Consider the following 21,648-nt stretch of genomic DNA (forward strand, 5'->3'; position numbering starts at 1 on the left):
AAAACAAAAATAGGATATTTGATTACATTTCAACGAACTATGCCACCTTTTTAGATTTTTTGTCGTGTACAGAGAGTCAACTGGAAGCAATTGTTACACTTTTTCATTTATTTCAACCTTACCTGATTTTGTAATTATCATTTTCGCTGAACTCCCCATTCCGCCAGTAACATAACCGAACATAATACCTCTGTATTTATTTCCATTCCTTGTGAAAGAATAACTAACGGCCCCTTCAGACTGAAAGTGAAACCCTTTTTCAAGTGTTTGATTGGGTAATACCGAACCTATTTCGTATACATGCTCTCGCTCTGACAAGTATATATCTTCAACTTTAGTGCTTGATTGATTCTCGAACACCACGGTGCTAGCACTTACCACATAGCGTACTGTGCTGACTATTGTTACGGCTACAGGAATGTTTGCCAACAGAATCATTAAGGCTACAATACTATTTTTCCAATACCCTCCAACAGTATTTTTTTGTGCTTTGTAGAAGTAAACAATAAGGCTAATTATACCTATACAAAATAACATTAGCCCTGCATATAGGTTTATTATCCCGGCTACTTCAAGCCAATGAGCGCGAGTAGTCAACCAAGCAAGAAATATAAATATTCCAACACAGAGCGGTATGAAGCCACATGCCAGAGAAACTAGATGCCATCGGTTCATGCTTTTAAAATATAATATTTATGTTTACTCTTATACCGGTCAGTTAAAAAACTGGTTTTAAATTTTCACATTTTGTTCCACTTTAGGTCTTATCTTGCATAACAGACTTTCTTAATGCTTCTATTTTTTCACTATACTCATTATATTCATTGGATTTTCTAGGTGAATAATTAAGATTCTTAAATAGACCTGTTAATTTGGTAAAATAATCGCGCGTCGCATCTTTATCAGTAAAGTAGTAATCTGTATTCACTAACTTAACTATCATATTTAAACTTTCTTGCTGCCTCTCTAAGGGTACGGCTAAATCGACTGGGTCAAAAGCATCTTGCTGCAAATAGACCATATCCAGAAATAAAGCTTGTTGAAAGGTAATATAATCCTCATTAGTGACACCTTCTTCACCTGTCACCTGAATCATTTGCGATATTTCATCGCCTTTGCGTAGCAACTTTAGTAATTGCTGTACATTATCTACCCATGACTGCGATAAATTCTCCGTAAACCACGGCTGTAACTGCTCTAAATAACGAGACCATGATAATAGCGGGTCAACGGCAGGGTAAAAACGTTTATAAGCACGCGCTGCACTCAAGCCTAAAAATGTCTTTACTGTGCCTAGTGTTGCTTGTGTTACGGGTTCTTCAAAATTTCCACCCGCAGGGGATACGGTACCAATCATAGTTAAGGTACCCTCTCTTTGATCAGCTGTTCTAATGACCCCGGCACGTTCATAAATGCCTTTTATTGAAGAGTCTAAATAGGCTGGAAAGGCCTCTTCACCTGGAATTTCTTCTAATCGACCTGAGGTTTCACGCATCGCCTGCGCCCAACGTGATGTTGAGTCAGCAATAAGTAACACATTCAACCCCATTTGACGGTAGTATTCGCCTAGGGTAATCCCTGTATAAATGGATGCTTCACGCGCAGCAACAGGCATAGATGAAGTATTGCAAATAATAATCGTTCTATCCATTAACGTATCACCCTTGGCATCTTTTAGCTTAGGGAATTCGGTAATCGTTTCTACGACTTCTCCAGCACGCTCACCACAGGCAACCACAATGACGATATCGACATCTGAATTACGTGAAATTAAATTTTGCAATACGGTTTTCCCTGCACCAAAAGGCCCAGGAATACAGCCCATGCCTCCCTTGGCAATAGGAAAAAAGCTATCAATAAGGCGTAAGTGCGTGACTAACGGTTCATGAGGGTAGATACGTTTAGCAATATTTTGCTTTAATAACATCTTTGGCAGGGCTTTACGTACTGGCCAACGCTGTTTCAATGTCAGTTTTCTTTCTTCCCCTGAAGCCAGTTTTATGCTTGCTACCGGCTCATCAACAGTCACACTACCTTCCTGAATCCAGGTAACAGTAACCTCTTCCTGAATATCAAAAGGCACCATTATTTTATGCGTATACCCTCTTTCTGGTACGGTACCAATCACTGAACTCGCACGTAATACAGTCCCTACTTGCACGATAGGTGTAAAAGCCCATTTGGTTTTATTGTCTAAGGCTGAAAATTCGACACCTCTAGGCAAAAAATAACCAAACTCATCTGCTAATTTATCCAGTGGGTTTTGTAGACCGTCATAAACCTGACCTAATAATCCTGGCCCTAGTTCGACTGAAAGCATTTCCGCACTTTGCTCAACTAGATCACCAATAGCAACGCCCGCGGTACTTTCATAAACCTGCGCATCAGCAACTGAACCATTAATACGTAAAATCTCTGCTTTTAATCGCTCCTGATGCTTTACCTCACTATTTGTAGGTAAAATATACACGACTTCATTTTTAGTTAAAGGCTGTTTACTTTCAGGTAATGTTTCTATTGATACCAAGCTATCTTGGACAGAGACAACCCTTGCACTTGCGTTAGTTATGTTCTTCATTTAACTCTCAAAACCTCTAATCAATTAGGCTGTTTGTAAAAAATCGCCTAAGCCGCGATTGACTAATGCTTCAAATTGAAGCATTGCCATTTGCTCGTCACACTGACTCCATCTATTGACTATATCCCAGCGTAATACATAAAGTACAACCGCCTCAAAATCAAAATAATGGGTTTGGCCTATCTGTTCATAATGCTGCCAGCTCAGATTTAACAATAGTTTTTCCAGCTCCATACTTTCATTTTTAACAAATAAATCTTGTGCTTTAGCGACCCAAGGAAAACGGTGACTTAAACCAAAATCATCTAACTGCCAGTTATTACGAATCAGAGGCAGAACTTGACCATAACCCCAGTGCTCTTGTTTAGTTGGCGGTGGGCGATTTAATTTGCGTCTTCTAATTGCTGTGACAATAATACGTAACTCTAAGCGCCAAATAATAGCTTCTTGCAATAAGGGGTTATTAATAGATTTAATAACCCGTTCTGCTTCAGTAGCAATCTCGGCATCACTAATCGCTTCTTGCATTTTTGCCCAGTGTAAAATACTTTCTATGGCGGCTAATTGTTGACTATCCTGCTCAGAGAGTAATTTTAACTGACGTTCCAGGCGCAACCGCGTCACTGGCTTATATTTAACATCCCACAAAGACATAGGATGCGGTGGCAAACTTGCCATTAACATCGTATAAGCCGTTTTTTGTGTCACTTGACAATACCTTGTAAAAGCGTTCTAAATCTAGGCTGCAAATGCTCAAGTAATAAGGCAGAAATCATTTCATCGGTAAAATCAATGACCATATCATCTGCCTCTAAACGCACGGATAAGCCTTTAGCAATATCTTCAGAAACTTGTATCGATACACCTTTGCGCAGCATATCAGCTGCAATAGAAGCCGTATAATGTGTTAAAGTGCCGACCTTCATTTCTTCAGGATTATTTTTTAATTCATCGACACCAACAGGGCTATTAGGTAAGAAAATACTGATATTTTCTTGTGAGTCTAAATCTAATTGTTCACGAACTTTACTTGCTAGTTGTAAAATAAGGCGCTCCAAAAAAGCATCTTGTTCCATTTTTTGCCCAACAACACGCTTTACTTCTTTGCTAAAGCTACCCAATAACGTGTCACGTAATTTCAATAAAGCATCTCTCGTTGCTAATTTTAAAGCATCCTCACCTGACATACGTAAAGCATCACTTTGTTTTTTAGCTTCAACGATTAATTGTTGCGCCTCTAACTCAGCCTCTTCAATAATCCATTCAGCACGTTTCTGAGCATCTAAAACAATATTTTCCGCCCGTTCTTGCCCCGCAGACACACCTTGCTCACGCAATCGTTCAATTAAACTTTCAACACCTGATGAGGTGACTTCTGTATTTTGTTCACTCATACCAGATTATCCTTACGCTACCGACTGAGGAAGGCTACCACTAAGCACTAAAGCAAAGATAAAGGTAAAAACCGAAAAACCTTCTACAATCGCTGCTGGCGCCACCGATAAACCGAAAATCTCAGGCTTTGCTTTAGAAGCATGTATTGCAGATGCACAGCATTGTCCTTGATAAATAGCACTGAACAATAGTGAAACTCCAGATAAAATGCCAATAGCAAACAAACCGGGGGCGACTTCAACAGTAACAGTTCTTTGCAGGGTAAACATCAATACAATACCGAAAATAACCTGTGATGAAGGCATTGCCGACAAGCCTAAATACTTACCATAGCCACTATCGGTATCTAACATAGCACCAATAGCAGCCTGGCCAGCAATCGCGCAGCCAATAACACTACCTATCGCCGCTAAAGCCATCGGGGCAAATAAGCCTATCCAACCTAATATAATAATAAAATCATTCATTAATAACCCTCTTTTTTAGAAAATGCTTTAAACGGGTAACCTTCATCAGAGACACTCCAGTTATAAAATTCAATAAAATTTAAACGCAAACCATGCACGACACCGCTCATAATGCCTAAAATAATATTTAACGCATGTCCCATCAATAAAACAAGAATGCTAAACAATAGTCCCGTTCCCGGCATAGCATGATAAACCTGCACAGCCAACTGATTAAAGGTAATCGCTAAAGAGGCACTCGCCAGCCCTAAAGCAAATAGTCGCATATAACTTAAAACATCACCAAATATTTTGGTAATACCCGTTAAACTTTTCAAGCCATCAAATAAGCGTAACACTAAATCCAATGGTTTCTGTATTTTTCGATCACTGGTAAATAATATTAAACAGCATCCCGCTATGACGAAAAGCCCATAAGCTACTTGCTTTAAAATAATTTGCTCACTAGATTGTGCTAACCAAAGCATAAAACCAGCCACAACAAATAACGCCCAACCTAATGCCGACAAACTTCTTGTACTGTGTCTAAGTTGATATGCTTTTACCAAGTTTGACAAAGCAATATGCAGCACACCCACAAAAATAGAAATACGCATCATCGTATCAGAATCATTCATATCTAAGATATGTAACCTTCCTGCCAATTGTTCAGGTGCTGGTGTAAAACCGAAATAACTGCCCACCATGATTCCCCACACGGCAGAAAAAATTAAAGTAATTAGCAGTAACATCCTAAATCGAATGCCCTGAGTGGTACTCCCCATACGCTGCCATTTAAGCGCTAAAATCCCCATAAATAATGCAGCATAGCCCGCATCAGAAAGGATCATGGCAAAAAATAAAGCAAAAGAAAAGAACACGATGATCGAAGGGTCCCAACTATAATAATTTGGTATTTGATAGAATTTCACCACCTCTTCGCCGCCAGCAAAGGTCGTCGTATTTTTTAACAAGGTTGGCGGCTGCTCAACCCCATCAGGATCTTCAATTAACATGGCTAATTGATGAGCTTGAGAAAATTTTTCAACTCGTGGTATATCTTCTTCAGCAACCCAAGATTGGACAACAAAAACATCTGGCTCATCACGGGTTAATAAATGGGCGTTATCTAAATCTGACTGATTCTTATAAGCAGCCAAATTAAGCATAATTAATGACATCCAACGCGTTAAATATTCACGTTTAGCATAGGCATCTTCTATTGCTAATTCTGTGTTATCTAATTTTTTATGCAATTGAGATAAAGATAAACTCCCCACATGTGTTCTAGGCACAGGCATCGCTTTACTTGCTGGTTCATCTTTAGCAATCACAACAACATAGGCATCCGTATTTGTTTGGTTAACCATTTGCCAAACTTGATCCGATTGATGTACAAGTTTCATTAAACGTCTTGGTACAATATAAAACCAAAGTTTATAGTCTTGCAGTTGTCCATCAGCCGCTAATGTAAAGTCACCCCATAAAGAGACCTCTTTAATTCGTTGCTGCAAAAATTCACGTTGATCCAACAAATCAAGTAAATGATTTTTTAGTTCTAAAACCTCTTGAACAACGCTTGCAAACTCAAAACTCTCTGAGTGCCTCACTTGATGGCGCTTTTTAGAGCATTGCTGCAAATACTTTAAAGCGGTTAATGCATCTTCAATATTATGCACAGGGGTAGCATTATCAAGTTTTTTCCCCTTACCCGCCAAGGGAATAAGGTGCGTTCCACCTAAACTTTGCAACTCATCTAAAACCCATGTTTTATCCATGATTAGCCCGCAGAGAGTAATCTTTTTAAGCGTTACAATGGCCATTAACCTGCCTCTCTAAGACGTTTTTGTTTAGTACTTTTAGCACGCACAACCCCTGCCGTATCCATATCTGATAAATAAATACGAATTTTACGAATATCCTGTTGGGCTTGTGGTATCAGCACTTTATCGAATAAATTAACCCGTTGTGTTACCTTTTTCAGCGCTTGGCCTAAAATATCAACGCGTTGCATATCAATTTTCTGGCGAATTTTTAGCTCCATCATAACTTTTAACTGAACAACCAGCTGGTCTACCCAGTGTGGCTCAGTAAAAAGTGAGTATGGCCGTACATCGACTACCATTTTATCCAATATCGGCACATGTACCCCGACCACATTTTCTTCACCTATAACAACTTGCGCCAACTTAACCAAGTCTGTGACATGAATTGTTTTATCCGCTAACATTGGCAGCATGGCTGCTGTTTGCTTATAACATTGCTCTATTTCTACTTCTGTCTGCCGTAAGCGTAACTGGGCTTTCTTACGTTCAGCTGCTAATTGTTGGCGCTTTAAATCTAAAGAAGGCAAAAACTTTTTATAACGCTTAAGTTTTGCGCCTATTTTGCTTAAAGATGCCTTACTGTACGCTAACCTAGCCATTTGAATTCATTATTTTCGGAAAGTATTTATCAACTAAGGCTTGTTTCATTAACAATTCGCTTTCATCAAAGCATTCAGCCAAAGTTTGCCAACATAAATCCAAAGCTTCTTCCAGAGGAATAGAGACATCAAGGCGTATAAATCGCTCCCTAAACAAGCTGCCAAATTTAATTTGCTTCTCATCAAATACGGATAAATCAAACGCCATCGCTTGTTTTTGTTCTGCTTCCACCGCACCCGAATAAAAACGAATCATAGTATTCATAATTTGTGCATGATCCTCACGAGTACTTGAGCCAATCACATGTTGTTTTAACCGAGATAAAGAACCAAAAGGGTCCAGCATATGATCATGCAAATAAAACTGCCCTTCAGTAATATAACCGGTATTATCAGGGACTGGGTGTGTTACATCATCGCCAGGCATAGTCGTGACAGACAGTATAGTGACCGAACCAGCGCCATTATAATCACAAGCTTTTTCATAACGGCGTGCCAATTGCGAGTACAAATCGCCCATATAACCTCGGTTAGCAGGAACGCGCTCCATAGAAATCCCCACTTCTTTCATCGCATCAGCATAAGCGGTCATATCAGTCGCTAAAACTAAAACACGCTTGCCCTCTTCTACAGCAAAACGCTCAGCAACAGCCAAAGCCATATCTAACACTAGCAATCGTTCAACAATTGGGTCTGACGCGAGATTACAGAACATAACCGTACGCGCAAACACACCGGCTTCTTCAAACTGGGTCTGAAAATAATGAAAATCATCAAAGATCAATCCTAGCCCCGCAAAGACTACAATATCGGCATCAGCCTGAATGCCAATACGCGCCAAAAAAGCATTATAAGGTTCGCCCGATACAGAAAAAATAGGGATTTTCTGACTCTCAACCAAACAATTGAAAACATCAATCATCGGTACATTCGTACGAATCATTTTAGAAGCAAGAATGCGTTTGACTGGATTAACAGAAGGGCCATCAATACTAACTTTTGGGTCATGTTCTAATTTGGAACCACCATCCATCGGCTCGCCCATACTATTAAATATTCGGCCTAAAATATCAGCTGAATAAGTGACCTTCATGGCCGTTCCTAAAAATCGAATCGAGGCCGCATTAGACACGCCTTGGGTACCGGAGAATACTTGTAAAGCAATTTCATTCCGGTCAATTTTAATAACCTGAGCAATCGAAGTACTAAATTCATCTTCGACTATCGCTAAATCACCAAACCGCGTTACTGCACCGCTACTTCCTTCTTTCTGAGCAACACTGACAGTAATAATATTGCCAACGATGGAAAGGATATTATGATGCCTGACCATTTGTTGAATCATGCGGAACTCCAAAGTTATTAATAATGCTAAGGAATGAGCACAAATTAATTTAGGCAAGTTCAATTTAAGAATTATAATGATGCAACTCATAAACTTTATTAACCCAAATTGTTTGTACACTGGAGCTTTACTTAATGAAACGGTTGGGTGATAGGAGCCGTATGAAGCGAGAGTTTCACGTACGGTTCTGTGAGAGCCTGAGGGGGAAGTACTTCGGGCTACTCGACTTTGCAAAAAACGCAAAATTTCTGCCTAATGAATAGGTGTTTTCTGAATATGCTGTATCGAAAAAAGCACTAGAAATGTATTTGAATGCTGTGTATTATTTTTTTATTTACGTTAGCGATCTGGTATTGTAAGTACTCATGATTATTTGAGTGAAGAATATGCAGCGCAAAGTCCTAATCAATTGGTTTACTACAGCGAAGGGTCAAGTATTACAAAAGCAAGAGGCGGCTTATTTAAGGCGCTCTATTACTGCAAGTTGTAAACAAGTTGTCTTACAAGTCGGTGCTTTAGGTTGGGAAAATAAGTTTATTGATTGCTCCTTATACGAGCAATTTTATGTACTAGATAACGAGCAATTTGCATGGCCTGAAAGCAAGTTATTAAGAGGGGAGAGTTCTGCTTTGCCATTGCAGTCGGATTCAGTGGATCTGGTTATTTTGCCGCATTTATTAGAATTTGATACCAATAAACACCAAGTATTACGCGAGGTTGAGCGTGTTTTAAAGCCAGAAGGTAAACTGATAATTCTTAGCTTTAATCCTTGGAATATCTATATTAATCTACAATATCTTTGCCATAAAGAAAAAAGTGCTCCTTGGTGGCCTAACCTTGTGAGCCGCACTAAAATGGAAGATTGGTTGCGTTTATTAAATTTTGAAGTTGAAATAGCAGCAGGTTTTGATTTTGATAGTTCCAGAACTAGCACTGCAGATGCGGAACAGCGAAAAAATGACATAAGAATAACCGCTTATGCAATTAAAGCAATTAAGCGTCGTTATCATTTAATTCCTTTAACTCCAGTCAAAAAGTATCAATCTAAATTAGTAATGGCAAGGCTTATTGATATACCTTATAGACAAAAAGAATATGACAAAAATAGTTGAGATTTATACCGATGGCGCGTGTCGTGGTAACCCTGGACCAGGTGGCTGGGGCGTTTGGTTGAAATATGCTGATGCTGAAAAATTTTTATATGGTGGAGAGCAAGAAACCACTAATAACCGTATGGAGCTTATGGCAGCCATTCAAGCTTTAGAAATTTTAAAATATCCTTGTCGTATTAAATTATATAGTGATTCCAAATATGTTTTGCAAGGGATCACCGAGTGGATGGCTAATTGGAAAAAACGTGGTTGGAAAACAGCAGCAAAGAAACCCGTTAAAAATGAAGATTTATGGCGTCGTTTAGATGAAGTGATGCAAAAACACACTATCAATTGGACTTGGGTTAAAGGTCATTCTGGTAATATAGGCAATGAAAAAGCTGATCAATTAGCAAACCAAGGTATAGATAGTTTATGATTGACGTAGCGCGGAAAACAATAAATATGCGTTTTCTGTGCCAATACCCTATATTTTATTCAAACTGAGGTGAAAATTATGCAACACGTATACAAATCAATTATTGTTTTACTTTTATCTGCGACTGCGAGTATGTCTGTTTATGCTCAATATAAACCGATGAATATTAATACCAGTAAAAGCACTTCTAAATCGATGAATATGGGCATGTCTGAAGAAATGAAAGACCGGCAAGCACAGGCCATTCAGAAATACATATTACAGCGTGATGAGCTATCAGATCAAATACGCGATGAGAAAAATTCAGCAAAAAAGCAAGCATTGATGGCTGAACAGCTAAAATTGATTAAAAAACATGAAGAGAGCAAGCGTGCTATGAAAAAGAAGATGATGAAAAAACACCACCAAAAAATGATGAATAAAAAAAGCATGAAAATGTAATTAAAGTAAATTTGTGAAGCGTTTATTTTTTGCACTCTGGCCTAGTGTAGCGACTAGAAAGGCAGTGGATAAATTTAATCAAACACTTAAAGTACCAGGATTAAAAACAGTTAAGGCTGATAACTTACATGTTACTTTGGTCTTTTTAGGTAATGTAGATAGACAAACTGAGCGATTGATCAAACGGAAGGTCAGTGGTATTAGTGCTCAGCAATTTATGCTGAATTTTAATCAACTCGCATTTTGGCATAAGCCGCGTATTTTGTGTTTATTAAGTCAGACTATTGAGCCGCAATTGTTATCCCTAGTCGATGCTTTAACGCAGGTAGCCGAGCAATGTGCTATTAAAGTAGAAGACCGGCCTTATCAGCCGCATATTACTCTAGCTAGAAAAGCACAAGAACTTATCAACACTAATGTTCTTGGTATTGAGTGGTATGCGCATTCTTTTTGTTTAGTTGAGTCTTGTCGTACGACAGAAGGTGTTCAGTATCGAGTAGTGCGGCAATGGAAGTTGGAGTAAAAGTTATGTCAGATTCATATCATATTGTTTGTCCGCATTGTCAGTCTATCAATCGTATTCTTATCCCACGTATGAATGATCATCCTTTATGTGGCCGCTGTAAAAAGCCTTTATTTACTCAGCACCCCATAGAATTGACGGCTACTACTTTTGCGCGACATATTAGTCGTAATGATATTCCGATATTGGTTGATTTTTGGGCACCTTGGTGTGGCCCTTGTAAAATGATGGCACCTGCTTTTGCTCAAGCAGCTGAACAGCTTGAACCACAGGTTCGGCTCGCCAAAGTGAATACAGAAATAGAACAAGCATTAGCTGGACAATACAATATTCGTAGCATCCCTACTTTAGCACTATTTAAAAATGGTAAGGAAGTAGCTCGTCAAGCGGGTGCAATGGCTAAAGCAGATATTATTCGCTGGGTGAATGCAAATAGCTAACACAATGCCTCCTATTTTTCGAAAAACCTGTAGCCTGTATGAAGCTTGTGTAATACAGAAAAAGTAGTGTATTCACTTCTCTTTACCCGCCTACTTCATACGGTACTATATCATTTCAGGTATTGTTAAAATTTAAATCACTAGTCAAAGAGGCATAGTTATGAAAATCCTTATGGTGCTGACATCGCATGATCAATTGGGCGATACCAGTCAGAAAACAGGTTTTTGGTTGGAAGAGTTTGCCAGCCCTTATTATGTATTTAAAGATGCACTAGCGGATATTACTCTAGCTTCTCCGTTAGGCGGCAAGCCACCAATAGACCCTAAAAGTGAAGCAGCTGATTTTCAAACGGAGGCAACTCAACGCTTTAATAAAGATACCGCTGGGCAAGAATTATTAGCCAATACTTTGAAGTTATCAGATATTGTAGCCGAAGATTATGATGCCTTATTTTACCCAGGAGGCCATGGGCCTTTATGGGATTTAGTTGATGATGTTGACTCAATTGCTTTAATTGAGACTATGTATGCTTCTAGGAAAGCGGTAGCGGCTGTTTGTCATGCCCCGAGTGTCTTACTTAAAGCTAAAGCCGTTAATGGATCTAGTTTAGTCAAAGGTAAATCTGTCACAGGTTTCAGCAATAGTGAAGAGGAGGCGGTACAACTCACAGACATTGTTCCTTTTTTATTAGAAAATGAATTAATTGCAAAAGGTGCAAATTATTCCAAATCTGATGATTGGCAGCCTTATATTATTGCAGATGGACATTTAATAACTGGGCAAAATCCCGCTTCATCAGAAAGTGTTGCTAAGGCTTTACTGGCTTATAAAGCAGCGAAGTAAATATTCGGGTACTCAGCCTGCGGATTTTGCTGTGGTGAGGTTTTATTTTCTTCAGTTCAATACCCGTTTCAAGCATAGTTCAGCAACAGACTCCTGCTAAGAATAAAAACACCCAACAGGTTTCATTTCTTAAAGCATAATACTTTTAAGCCTTTATCCTCTGCTTCAGCATAAACTGCTGGCGGCTTAATTTCTTCAATATACTGGTAAGTGGGGGCTAGCTCAGCCATATGGCTAAGTAGGAAATCACGTTTTAATTCGGGTGCATTTAAACACAACATCAGAGTTGCATTCGTAGCCATAAATTGATCAAGGCGGCGTAATATTTTTGGATAATCACGAGCAATATCAACACTGCCTTTTTGTAATGTCGGCGGATTAATTCTTAAATTGAACTTGCCTAAATTAATTTGTGCTCATTCCTTAGAATGAATCATACGATCAAGAACTTAATAGCTCTTCACAACCTACGCCTTTAAATAATATCCACACAAACACCACCCTAACGCTGCAAATACTTATAAAAATAGGCCTCAATCGCTAACATCTGTCGTTTAAACGCCTCTTTAGAGGTCATACTATCATCTTTAATACGCACAAAATGCCGGCAATTATGCGCTTTACTCCAAGCAAATAGAGGGGCAACTTGCCGATTCAATTGTGCCACTGTCACGGTTGCTCCTGCTAACTTTTCTGCATCAGGAATTAAACGTAAATCAGCTTTTCGATGCTCTGGCCAAGCGGCAACAATCCTCATTTTATTTTCGTACAAGGTAATATTGTATAAATACTCCACCGCGCCACTTTGCGTATCCGCCCAACAAGGCGGGTGATCTAGACCATTTTCTTGCAGTTTTTTCTGCATATAAGCCAAACGACCTTTAAGCGTTTTCTGCTCCTGCATTGCAAGCTCCGCTTTATTTAGTAATGTTTCAACGGCTTGCGGCGTGCCATTAGCAAGACCATTTCTAGCCAAAACATCAACCAACTTTTTATAATCTTGCAAAGCCACTAATTCACGTTTTAATTGGGTATTAAGCTGTTGTAATTCAATTCCAGCTTGTGCTTCCTGTAATCTTGTGAAAAGCTCATCTAACTGTTGCTCACTGGGCTTAGCAATAAAACCTGCCGCTTGCAACAATCGACTTTCTAATAATTGTAAGCGCTTAAAATTTTCTTCGCTTGCCTGTAATGCATCAACTTCAGCTTGCAATTTGGCCTTTTGCTGAATTTCATCCACTAGTTTTAGTTTTGTATTTTGTAAGCTTGCCGCACTAATAATCATCAACAAAAAAAACATGATAAAACCTAGCTCATTTAGCGTGATACCCAATAAAAAAGAACGCCGCCCTTCTTGTGTCGCCATAATCAGCCCGCTAAACGGTCATTATTCTGCTTAACACTTGCAATAAGGTCTCGTTGCATAAAGCCTAGAGATTCTCTTGACTGCTGCAAAATATCAGCCATTTCTTGCTGATGCTGTTTGGCTAAATCAATATCGACCTGAGCGACACCACCCATATCAGCCATTAATTGCGTATGTTGCTCCATTAATTGATTAAAAGTTTCTAAACGCTTAAAGGTAGATGTCACATGCATGCCAAAATCAGAAATCTGTTTTACAGTTTCTCGCGTATTCGTTAAAGCGAGTGCAATTTCTTGTAAATCAGCACCAATCTTAGCCCCTGAGTGAGTATTATCGGCAATTGCTTGAAAAGCAGTAAAAACATGCTCTGAAGATTGCTTTAATTTAGATGACATAATATCTAAATCATCCGGTAAAGTATTCACTGCTCCTACTAACTTAGTAAAATTCTGCATAGCTAAAGTTGATTGTTCAGCCTGCTGTTCAAGGTTGGCAGAAATACCCATTGTTCTCTCTGATAAACTAGCAATCTCTTTAACGACTCGGGCAAAATCATCGTTCACTTTCGTATTGGTGTGTAACTTATCATTAAATACACTGATTGTTTGCGCTAAAACATCAACTTCAGCCACTGTACTACTCAGACTAGCAACAATATTTTGCGTACCTTGCGATATTTTTCCCTGCCCCATATTCACTTCTTTCAGCAATATTTGAGTTTCATCCAAACGATTGATTAAACGCTCTAAAGGCACACTTAATTTTTCCGCAAATATTTCCTCAGGTAGCTTTATATTTTGTATATTTGTAGCAAAAACATCGACCACGCCAGTGATAGTTTGATTAGTTGTCTGAATATTATTTAGTAATGCAGTTGTACTTGCTTGCGTATTTTTTTCCATAAGTACTGCCATTTCTTGCATGCCTTCTGCAGCTTGCTCTATAGACTGCTGAATGGCTGCCTGAGTTTCTTGGTGCGAAACATCTAACTGCATAGAAATCAACTTTGCTTTTCTGACTAACTCATTTGCGGCTTGCTCAACTTCAGTCATAACTTGCCGCTCAATACTATTCAAATCAAGCTGAAAATTATTAATAAAAATCCTCACCGCAAGCCCGAATATTGTCGTAATTAAAGCCAAACTAAAGTTAGCGGTTAATAAGCTGGCTTCTAAGCTATCGCTTTGGTAAAAATACAAAGAAACCACTAAAGCAACGAGTGTTAATAGAAAGCCCAAATAATAAACACTATCTGCAAATTGCTCTATAAAAGCGCTATCAACACTGTGTAAATAGCCGACCCACGTATAGATGATCATACATAACAGAGGCAATGCAACAGCCAGTAGCGGAAGATTAAAATACTGTGGTAAGCAAATACTTAAAACTCCACCTGCCAATGCAAAAATAAACATTTGGCGCACATCGTGTATCAGTCCTTGCTGTAATTTTTCATAAGTCATTAAAGTTATCCGTCAATTTTTTCAATCAAAGTGACTCGCCCACCAATAGACTGAATAAAATCAGACCAGAAAAAAGCATGGCGCTTATTTTGTAGTTTTTCCATTCCTTCACGTCGTACATATAAAATATTCACCTCTGCTTGTTGTAAATCAGTATTAATACGCTGATAGTACAATGTTTTTTGTAGCTTAGAAAAGTCCATTTGACCACGATAATGCGACCATTCGGGCGTATGCTGCAACATATCCGAGATAAGAATAATTTGTTTTGGCACTGTTTCAGAGCCCAGTGGAAAAGCGCTTAAGGAAATAGTTTGAAACACTTCCATAATCGGTGAAAAATCTGCTTGGGCAGGTTGCATAAAACCATTAATAGCGAGATCCAGCGGCTGCTCAAACCGCTCATGCCAGCGCTGTCTAATCAATTTAGGATTTTCATATAAAGCGTTAGCATCATCGCCTGTTCTGGGTACGCAGACGACAAAATCAGGCGCAATTTCTTTATTATTGTGCGCATCAATTACATAGATGGAAATACGCGTACCTGGTAAGAGATTCGCTTTAAAGTCGTCAAAAAAACGGCGTAAAAATTGTTGCTGAATTTTGTTATACGCGTCGCTCTTATCAAACACTAACGCGACATATTTAGGACTAGTGATATTGCTAGGACACAAGGTTTCAGTATCGTATGCAAGCTGCTTATTCTGTAATTCATATCGAAAAAAAGCCAAAAACGCAACGAGCCCAAGCACTGCAAAAATAAGCAACGAACCTATAAGGTTTTTACGCTGTGTCGCTTGTTTTCTTTTGCGATATCTAGGCATTATTTAATACCGAGCTAGCACCTGTTTTATTCAATTTAAAATCAGGATCAATGCTTTGTAATTGCTGAAAAAATAACACATAGAGCTTTTCAATTTCATTCGCTCTTTGCTGGCAATAATGCGGAAAATCTTGAAACAATTGCTTTTGCTCTTCGACCACAGCAATATCGTCCTGCGCACCCCGAACTGTAAATTCATTATTAGGCCGCCAATCCTGCTCAAAATAAGCAGGAGCAGCATCTTTTCGCCGACTTCTATTAATATCTCGGTAACGGTAAATTAGGGCATTAGCGGCGGCATGAAAATTAGTCATTGCATGTTCATATTCAGCCACAAACACTTGCTTATCCTCCACTAAATGCACAAGTCGAGTATGCTTTAGTAAAACGGCTTGCTTCATCTCTTCTAGTTTACGTAAGAAGTCATGGCGTACCTCTTCAATTTGCATAACAACATCATCACGGCGCTCATCATATTCTTCATTTAAAGCGAGTAAACGTCGATGCAGCTTTCCGTACCCGGGGTAAGCATCATCTCGTTTATAACCATCAATAAAGGCAAAAACTGCAAATAAAAGCCCCATAAAAAACAATATCCAAGAATTAAACTCAGACAAATGCAGAGGTGCTTCAATAAATCGTTGTACCGCTAAACTCCCTGCATCTTCAGGTTGAACAGCAAAATATTCACGATAATGCGCAACCAATAAATTAAACCCAAAGACACAAGGAAGATAAACCATAAGACTTATATAAGCCAACCATTTTTTCCATAAGGAAACATGATTTTTATACCTAAAAATCCACCCCATTAAGAAAAAGGCAATGGATATATTAATTGCCGCAATAATCACCGCCTGCCCTACACCACCTAACAAGCCTAGTTCAGAGCCTTCGGCAAAAAAATAGCCATTACCCGCTGATTCTAAAAGCCAAAATAATAAAATAATAGCAAAATATAATAATTGAGAATCAGGGTAATGTGCTGTGCGCTGTAGTTTATTATTTTTTTGGAATGTTTGAAATTCCTGCTCTATGTCACCTAACTCTTTCTTTAATTGCTTTAAGGCGCGAAATTCACGTGCCATTAAACTTTTTACCGCTAATTTAGAGTGCTCGGTATGATTATTAATTAACGCACGTTCATCTTGTAGGTTTGTATCTGTAATCGAGGTATTTCGAAAACAAAGCCCTTCATTAACAATACGGTTAATATTGGTCATTCTGCTACTAAAATAAGCCTGAATTTCCCGCTCAGCACTATCAGGGCTTGTCGCATTTTTCTGCGGCAGATTGTTATCCGCTGAAGCTTCAGCTTTTGTTTTTATTGCTAACTGCTCGGCAATCGCATCCAAATCAATCACACATTCATCAGTCAAGTCAGACTGGCGACGAAATGCAATTTTTTTTTTGATTTTATCGGCCCAATTTTTCATAGTGTACTTAGTCAGTCACGCAGGTACTTAAGTTGACTGAAAATCATAGCATAACAAAAAGAACTATTCTCACTACAATAGCTCACTATCAGATACAAATTTTTATACAGCCTACAATGGTTTGAAAGCAAAACACTTTTAATGGATGATTTAAGCGAATAACCCTACTAGCTCATGAAATACAGAGGACTTCTGTTGCCAAACATTTATTCACATACGGCGAATTTAGGTTGATTTAAGCTGCTCACAGAGACCGTTTGGTTATTCCACTATAAATAACCATTGATTTTTGCATTCCAAGTGACGATTGCAGGGGTATTATGGTAAGCGCCGAGCACGTTGAGTGTTGCGGTATCTAAGACAAACATACCACTTTCCTCGATCGGTCGATTAAGCCAGCGTGTAGCAAACACTCGTGACAGGTGTCCATGAGAAAAAACGGCGACATCTCCGTCAATTGCTTGAACCTTTTTTATGATGCGGTCAACACGTATGCAAACTTCTTCAGGAGAATCTCCTTCAGGACACCCTTGTTCAAATAAATTCCAGCCAGGCACTTCTTTTTGAATCTGTGCAGTAGTTAAACCTTCATAGCGGCCATAGTTCCATTCGGAAAGATCTGGCTCCACAACCACGCCATCCGCAACGCCAGCCAACTCACAAGTCTCGAATGCGCGCTTAAGTGGGCTGCTAAATACCTGTTTAAATTGCCAGTTATTCAGCGCCCCCTGTAGCAAGCTAGCTTCCTCTCTACCTTTTTCGGTCAACGATAAATCAGTGAATGATGTATGACGACCGGCAAGCGCCCATTCTGTTTCGCCATGCCGGATTAGTACAACTTTCTGTTTATATTTCTTCATAGGGACTCTACTCCTAGGTCAATGAAGCCTGAAAAATACTATCGATTGAGTCCTCCAGAACCCTATCGAACTCTTCATCCGACTGCTGTACTTTCAAGCCCTGCAATAAGACACGTGAGAAACTGGCGATAATACCGTTATTTCTTGTTAGTCTAGCATTAGCTTCTTCCCGCGAATAACCACCGGACAATGCCACGACTCTGACTACGTTCGAATGAGAGAGAAAATCAGCATATAGGTTATCCACCTCAGGCAATGTAAGCTTCAACATCACTAAATGACCAGGGGCGAGTGCTTTGAGTTCATCACATATCGCTGCTTTTAACAGGTTTTCAGCTTCGGCCTTATCTGGGCAATGAATATCTATTTCAGGTTCAATAATCGGCACTAGGCCCGCAGCAATAATCTGCCGAGCAATAGCAAACTGCTGTCTGATCACAGCACTTATACCCTCTACATTAGCGAGCTTGATGACAGAGCGCATTTTAGTACCAAAAATATCTTTTGCTTTTGCTTTAGTCAGCAATACATCAAGATCAGGTATCGGCTTCATCAGCTGCACACCATTCTGTTCATTTGCTAGACCTTTGTCGACCTTCAGAAATGGCACAATATTTTTGACATCCCAAAGGTAATTTGCCGTAGCTTGCCCTTCAATCGTACGCTCTATGGTATCCTCAAATAAAATCGCACCAAGTATACGTTGACCATTGAATACCGAGCTAGTCATAACCCTTGTCCGCATCTGATGCTCAAGTTCGAACATTTCTTCCTCGGTCGACCATGCATCTTCATCGATACCATAACTCTTCAATGCTTTCGGTGTGCTACCACCACTCTGATCCAGTGCTGCTATAAACCCCGTTGCTGAACTTATTTTTTGTAACTGCTGTTGTTTTTTAGTCATAATAATTCCCTTAAAATATCGAGTCTAACCTGTCTTTTTACGTCATACTTTTGGGCATTATTACTCCAACCTTCGAAAATAACGATCAAGCCAGGTGTTATTCGTAACAAATTGAAAAACAAGAATTAAAAATCATTCCACAAGAGCCTAAGTCATGCCATAACATCTAGTTGTAAATATATTGCAATTGCTTACAAATTTAAATTCGAAAGCTGAGCTAAGGAAAGTACATGAGATAACATCCCGAAATTATTTAGAAATCGAGAGCTTGTTTCATGCACGTTCCTAAGCCCTATTTTTCTTATTTTACGTTTGCCCATTGCCAATCACGTATTTCCGGCATGTCTTCACCATATTCACGAACATAGCGTTTATGGTCAATCAGCTTATCATGCATTTGTTGCTTGATATAGACGGCGCGATGGCAAAGACTGGGGACGCGATCCACGACATCACTCACTAGATGAAAACGATCCATATCATTCATAACCACCATATCAAACGGTGTTGAAGTAGTGCCTTCTTCCTTGTAACCACGAACATGTAAATTATTATGATTATTGCGTCGATAGGTTAAACGATGAATCAGCCATGGATAGCCATGATAAGCAAAAATAACAGGCTTGTCGGTGGTAAAAATATCATCAAAACGGCGACCTGTTAAACCATGTGGGTGCTCTTCACTAGGTAATAATTTCATTAAATCCACCACATTAACGACTCTGATTTTGAGTTCAGGCAGTAACTCTCTTAAGATAGTCACCGCCGCTAGAGTTTCCAGGGTAGGCACATCACCCGCACAGGCCATAACGACATCCGGCTCTCCATCTTCTTGGTCATTACTCGCCCAGTCCCATATGCCAATGCCGCTGGTACAGTGTTTAATTGCTTCATCCATGGTCAACCACTGCTCAGCTGGCTGTTTACCTGCAACAATCACATTAATATAGTTACGGCTACGCAGGCAGTGATCGGTAACTGAGAGTAATGTATTAGCATCAGCAGGAAGGTAGACACGAATCACCGAAGATTTTTTGTTCACTACATGATCTATAAAGCCAGGATCTTGATGTGAAAAACCATTGTGATCCTGCCGCCAGACATGGGATGTCAGCAGATAGTTCAGCGAAGCAATCGGTCGCCGCCACTCAATCTCTTCACTAGTATTCTTCAACCATTTTGCATGCTGGTTGAACATCGAGTCAATGATATGGATAAAGGCTTCATAGCAATTGAAAAAACCGTGCCTTCCCGTTAGCAAGTAGCCTTCTAGCCAGCCTTGGCAAGTATGTTCAGATAGAATTTCCATCACTCTGCCATCCGGAGACAGATGATCATCTTCAGGTATTGTCGATTCCATCCAAGTCCGATCTGTCACTTCAAAGGCTGGTGACCAGCGATTGGAAGCTGTTTCATCCGGTCCAAACAAACGGAAGTTTTGCGCTTGCATATTCAGCTTCATTACATCACGCAAAAAGGCCCCTTGAACCCGTGTTGCCTCAGCAGTAACAGAACCCGGGGAAGGTACATCAATTGCATATTCAGTAAATTCAGGAATGCGCAAATCCTTTAGTAACAACCCTCCATTAGTGTGACTATTGTCACTCATACGCTTTTTCCCTTCAGGTGCCAACGCCTTTAACTCAGGTAAAAAAGTACCATTATCATCAAACAACTCTTCGGCTCTATAGCTTTTCAACCATGATTCCAGTAGCTTTAAATGCTCTGGGTTTTCCCGTACCCCAGAAAATGGTACCTGATGCGAACGCCAAAAACCTTCAGCCTTCAGTCCATCTACTTCTTTTGGCCCAGTCCAACCTTTCGGCGAGCGCAAAATAATTAATGGCCATCGAGGTCGGGTAAGACCCCCTCCGCTACGCGCCTGTTGCTGAATTTGCTTAATCTCAGCAATAACGACATCGACAGTTGCTGCCATTTTCTGGTGCATTAGCTCTGGATCTGAGCCTTCGACAAAATAAGGCTTATAACCGTAACCGACAAACAAACTTTCCAGTTCTTCGCTTGGTATACGCCCCAAAATCGTTGGATTGGCAATTTTGTAACCATTTAGATGCAGTATAGGTAATACTGCACCATCACGTTTAGGGTTGATAAATTTATTAGAATGCCAAGATGTCGCTAACGGCCCAGTTTCTGCCTCTCCATCTCCCACCACACAGCAGGCAATCAAATCTGGATTATCAAAAACCGCACCATTAGCATGTGAGACAGAGTAGCCTAATTCCCCCCCTTCATGAATGGAGCCGGGAGTTTCCGGTGCAACATGACTTGGTATTCCACCAGGAAAACTGAACTGTTTGAATAACCTCTGCATCCCTTCTTTATCTTCAGAAATATTAGGATAATATTCACTGTAAGTACCTTCCAACCAAGTATTTGCTACCACGCCTGGGCCACCATGTCCTGGGCCGGCGATATACAGCATATTCAAATCCTGTTGTTTAATCACTCGGTTCATGTGTGCATAAATAAAATTTAGCCCAGGTGTCGTCCCCCAGTGCCCCAATAATCTTGGTTTAACATGGTCAATGGCTAACGGTTCACTTAATAATGGGTTATCTAATAAATAGATCTGTCCCACCGATAAATAATTGGCAGCTCGCCAGTAGGCATTGATTTTTTTAAGTTCATCAGCGGATAACGGCTGGTCTTCAATAGAATTCATATATTAAGCTCCTGGTAGTTAAGTTAAATACGTTGACTGTTTGTCCATAGCTAAATTGAAATGGCAACTCTTTAAATAGATGCTATTAACTCACATTATCATTAACGGTGTCCGCAACAATACATAAGATGGTAGACATA

Annotated in this window: 22 protein-coding genes; 6 read left to right on the plus strand and 16 right to left on the minus strand. The window is 39.6% G+C overall.

Annotation, left to right across the window (positions count from 1 at the left end; genetic code table 11):
* Positions 1 to 93: 93 nt before the first annotated feature.
* The 8 genes from BQ7314_RS07565 to BQ7314_RS07600 form a co-directional block, all read right to left on the minus strand.
* A complete protein-coding gene (locus tag BQ7314_RS07565; RefSeq protein ID WP_174483094.1) occupies positions 94 to 675 on the minus strand; it encodes a hypothetical protein in 582 nt (193 codons plus the stop codon).
* A gap of 82 nt (positions 676 to 757) precedes the next feature.
* A complete protein-coding gene (locus BQ7314_RS07570) occupies positions 758 to 2,578 on the minus strand; it encodes a V-type ATP synthase subunit A (protein WP_174483095.1) in 1,821 nt (606 codons plus the stop codon).
* A 24-nt stretch (positions 2,579 to 2,602) separates the two neighbouring features.
* Entirely contained in the window at positions 2,603 to 3,286 is a 684-nt protein-coding gene (locus tag BQ7314_RS07575; RefSeq protein WP_174483096.1) for a DUF2764 family protein, read from the minus strand.
* A complete protein-coding gene (locus BQ7314_RS07580; protein WP_174483097.1) occupies positions 3,283 to 3,972 on the minus strand; it encodes a hypothetical protein in 690 nt (229 codons plus the stop codon). Before BQ7314_RS07580 ends, BQ7314_RS07575 begins: the two co-directional genes overlap by 4 nt.
* Before the next feature lie 12 nt (positions 3,973 to 3,984).
* Positions 3,985 to 4,440 carry an ATP synthase subunit C gene (locus tag BQ7314_RS07585; RefSeq protein WP_174483098.1) on the minus strand — a complete coding sequence of 152 codons (456 nt, stop codon included), beginning with the start codon at positions 4,438 to 4,440 and terminating at the stop codon, positions 3,985 to 3,987.
* On the minus strand, positions 4,440 to 6,242 hold the full coding sequence (locus BQ7314_RS07590) for a V-type ATP synthase subunit I (RefSeq protein WP_174483099.1): 1,803 nt from the start codon (positions 6,240 to 6,242) through the stop codon (positions 4,440 to 4,442). The genes BQ7314_RS07585 and BQ7314_RS07590 overlap by 1 nt, the downstream gene beginning before the upstream one ends.
* Positions 6,242 to 6,844 carry a V-type ATP synthase subunit D gene (locus tag BQ7314_RS07595; RefSeq protein ID WP_174483100.1) on the minus strand — a complete coding sequence of 201 codons (603 nt, stop codon included), beginning with the start codon at positions 6,842 to 6,844 and terminating at the stop codon, positions 6,242 to 6,244. Before BQ7314_RS07595 ends, BQ7314_RS07590 begins: the two co-directional genes overlap by 1 nt.
* Entirely contained in the window at positions 6,837 to 8,189 is a 1,353-nt protein-coding gene (locus BQ7314_RS07600) for a V-type ATP synthase subunit B (protein ID WP_174483143.1), read from the minus strand. The genes BQ7314_RS07595 and BQ7314_RS07600 overlap by 8 nt, the downstream gene beginning before the upstream one ends.
* 386 nt (positions 8,190 to 8,575) lie before the next feature.
* Here BQ7314_RS07600 and BQ7314_RS07605 point away from each other — a divergent pair, with 386 nt between their 5' ends.
* The 6 genes from BQ7314_RS07605 to BQ7314_RS07630 all read left to right on the plus strand — a co-directional run bounded on the left by BQ7314_RS07605 (position 8,576) and on the right by BQ7314_RS07630 (position 11,967).
* On the plus strand, positions 8,576 to 9,301 hold the full coding sequence (locus BQ7314_RS07605) for a class I SAM-dependent methyltransferase (protein WP_174483101.1): 726 nt from the start codon (positions 8,576 to 8,578) through the stop codon (positions 9,299 to 9,301).
* A complete protein-coding gene (rnhA, locus tag BQ7314_RS07610) occupies positions 9,285 to 9,719 on the plus strand; it encodes a ribonuclease HI (protein WP_174483102.1) in 435 nt (144 codons plus the stop codon). The genes BQ7314_RS07605 and rnhA overlap by 17 nt, the downstream gene beginning before the upstream one ends.
* Before the next feature lie 78 nt (positions 9,720 to 9,797).
* Complete coding sequence (locus BQ7314_RS07615; protein WP_174483103.1) at positions 9,798 to 10,160, plus strand: hypothetical protein; 363 nt, start codon at positions 9,798 to 9,800, stop codon at positions 10,158 to 10,160.
* 13 nt (positions 10,161 to 10,173) lie between these two features.
* On the plus strand, positions 10,174 to 10,683 hold the full coding sequence (gene thpR / locus BQ7314_RS07620; RefSeq protein WP_174483104.1) for an RNA 2',3'-cyclic phosphodiesterase: 510 nt from the start codon (positions 10,174 to 10,176) through the stop codon (positions 10,681 to 10,683).
* A gap of 5 nt (positions 10,684 to 10,688) precedes the next feature.
* Positions 10,689 to 11,123, plus strand: coding sequence for a thioredoxin TrxC (gene trxC, locus BQ7314_RS07625; protein ID WP_174483105.1), 435 nt, complete (start codon positions 10,689 to 10,691; stop codon positions 11,121 to 11,123).
* A gap of 160 nt (positions 11,124 to 11,283) precedes the next feature.
* The gene (locus BQ7314_RS07630) at positions 11,284 to 11,967 is read left to right on the plus strand and encodes a type 1 glutamine amidotransferase domain-containing protein (RefSeq protein ID WP_174483106.1); all 684 of its coding nucleotides are present in this window, start codon (positions 11,284 to 11,286) and stop codon (positions 11,965 to 11,967) included.
* 122 nt (positions 11,968 to 12,089) lie between these two features.
* On the opposite strand, the gene BQ7314_RS07635 is transcribed toward BQ7314_RS07630, so the two are convergent.
* The 8 genes from BQ7314_RS07635 to BQ7314_RS07670 form a co-directional block, all read right to left on the minus strand.
* Positions 12,090 to 12,377 (minus strand): class I SAM-dependent methyltransferase, encoded by a 288-nt coding sequence (locus BQ7314_RS07635; protein ID WP_174483144.1) that lies wholly within the window; start codon positions 12,375 to 12,377, stop codon positions 12,090 to 12,092.
* 92 nt (positions 12,378 to 12,469) lie between these two features.
* Positions 12,470 to 13,333, minus strand: coding sequence for a hypothetical protein (locus tag BQ7314_RS07640; protein ID WP_174483107.1), 864 nt, complete (start codon positions 13,331 to 13,333; stop codon positions 12,470 to 12,472).
* A 2-nt stretch (positions 13,334 to 13,335) separates the two neighbouring features.
* Positions 13,336 to 14,796, minus strand: a complete 1,461-nt coding sequence (locus BQ7314_RS07645) for a hypothetical protein (protein WP_174483108.1) — start codon at positions 14,794 to 14,796, stop codon at positions 13,336 to 13,338.
* Between the two features lie 5 nt (positions 14,797 to 14,801).
* A complete protein-coding gene (locus tag BQ7314_RS07650; protein ID WP_174483109.1) occupies positions 14,802 to 15,620 on the minus strand; it encodes a hypothetical protein in 819 nt (272 codons plus the stop codon).
* Positions 15,613 to 17,055 (minus strand): hypothetical protein, encoded by a 1,443-nt coding sequence (locus BQ7314_RS07655; RefSeq protein WP_174483110.1) that lies wholly within the window; start codon positions 17,053 to 17,055, stop codon positions 15,613 to 15,615. The genes BQ7314_RS07650 and BQ7314_RS07655 overlap by 8 nt, the downstream gene beginning before the upstream one ends.
* Positions 17,056 to 17,324: 269 nt before the next feature.
* Positions 17,325 to 17,915 carry a histidine phosphatase family protein gene (locus tag BQ7314_RS07660; RefSeq protein WP_174483111.1) on the minus strand — a complete coding sequence of 197 codons (591 nt, stop codon included), beginning with the start codon at positions 17,913 to 17,915 and terminating at the stop codon, positions 17,325 to 17,327.
* Between the two features lie 13 nt (positions 17,916 to 17,928).
* Positions 17,929 to 18,825, minus strand: coding sequence for a fructose bisphosphate aldolase (locus BQ7314_RS07665; protein WP_425356634.1), 897 nt, complete (start codon positions 18,823 to 18,825; stop codon positions 17,929 to 17,931).
* A 298-nt stretch (positions 18,826 to 19,123) separates the two neighbouring features.
* Positions 19,124 to 21,508, minus strand: a complete 2,385-nt coding sequence (locus tag BQ7314_RS07670; RefSeq protein ID WP_174483113.1) for a phosphoketolase family protein — start codon at positions 21,506 to 21,508, stop codon at positions 19,124 to 19,126.
* Positions 21,509 to 21,648 lie beyond the last annotated feature (140 nt).

This window comes from methanotrophic endosymbiont of Bathymodiolus puteoserpentis (Logatchev), assembly GCF_900128525.1.
Classification (GTDB): domain Bacteria; phylum Pseudomonadota; class Gammaproteobacteria; order Methylococcales; family Methylomonadaceae; genus Methyloprofundus.

Coding starts and splice junctions, on each gene's coding strand:
- BQ7314_RS07565 (WP_174483094.1), bottom strand. CDS start 675: ATGAACCGATGGCATCTAGTTTCTCTGGCATGTGGCTTCATACCGCTC.
- BQ7314_RS07570 (WP_174483095.1), bottom strand. CDS start 2,578: ATGAAGAACATAACTAACGCAAGTGCAAGGGTTGTCTCTGTCCAAGAT.
- BQ7314_RS07580 (WP_174483097.1), bottom strand. CDS start 3,972: ATGAGTGAACAAAATACAGAAGTCACCTCATCAGGTGTTGAAAGTTTA.
- BQ7314_RS07585 (WP_174483098.1), bottom strand. CDS start 4,440: ATGAATGATTTTATTATTATATTAGGTTGGATAGGCTTATTTGCCCCG.
- BQ7314_RS07590 (WP_174483099.1), bottom strand. CDS start 6,242: ATGGCCATTGTAACGCTTAAAAAGATTACTCTCTGCGGGCTAATCATG.
- BQ7314_RS07595 (WP_174483100.1), bottom strand. CDS start 6,844: ATGGCTAGGTTAGCGTACAGTAAGGCATCTTTAAGCAAAATAGGCGCA.
- BQ7314_RS07600 (WP_174483143.1), bottom strand. CDS start 8,189: ATGATTCAACAAATGGTCAGGCATCATAATATCCTTTCCATCGTTGGC.
- BQ7314_RS07605 (WP_174483101.1), top strand. CDS start 8,576: ATGCAGCGCAAAGTCCTAATCAATTGGTTTACTACAGCGAAGGGTCAA.
- rnhA (WP_174483102.1), top strand. CDS start 9,285: ATGACAAAAATAGTTGAGATTTATACCGATGGCGCGTGTCGTGGTAAC.
- BQ7314_RS07615 (WP_174483103.1), top strand. CDS start 9,798: ATGCAACACGTATACAAATCAATTATTGTTTTACTTTTATCTGCGACT.
- trxC (WP_174483105.1), top strand. CDS start 10,689: ATGTCAGATTCATATCATATTGTTTGTCCGCATTGTCAGTCTATCAAT.
- BQ7314_RS07630 (WP_174483106.1), top strand. CDS start 11,284: ATGAAAATCCTTATGGTGCTGACATCGCATGATCAATTGGGCGATACC.
- BQ7314_RS07640 (WP_174483107.1), bottom strand. CDS start 13,333: ATGGCGACACAAGAAGGGCGGCGTTCTTTTTTATTGGGTATCACGCTA.
- BQ7314_RS07645 (WP_174483108.1), bottom strand. CDS start 14,796: ATGACTTATGAAAAATTACAGCAAGGACTGATACACGATGTGCGCCAA.
- BQ7314_RS07650 (WP_174483109.1), bottom strand. CDS start 15,620: ATGCCTAGATATCGCAAAAGAAAACAAGCGACACAGCGTAAAAACCTT.
- BQ7314_RS07655 (WP_174483110.1), bottom strand. CDS start 17,055: ATGAAAAATTGGGCCGATAAAATCAAAAAAAAAATTGCATTTCGTCGC.
- BQ7314_RS07660 (WP_174483111.1), bottom strand. CDS start 17,915: ATGAAGAAATATAAACAGAAAGTTGTACTAATCCGGCATGGCGAAACA.
- BQ7314_RS07670 (WP_174483113.1), bottom strand. CDS start 21,508: ATGAATTCTATTGAAGACCAGCCGTTATCCGCTGATGAACTTAAAAAA.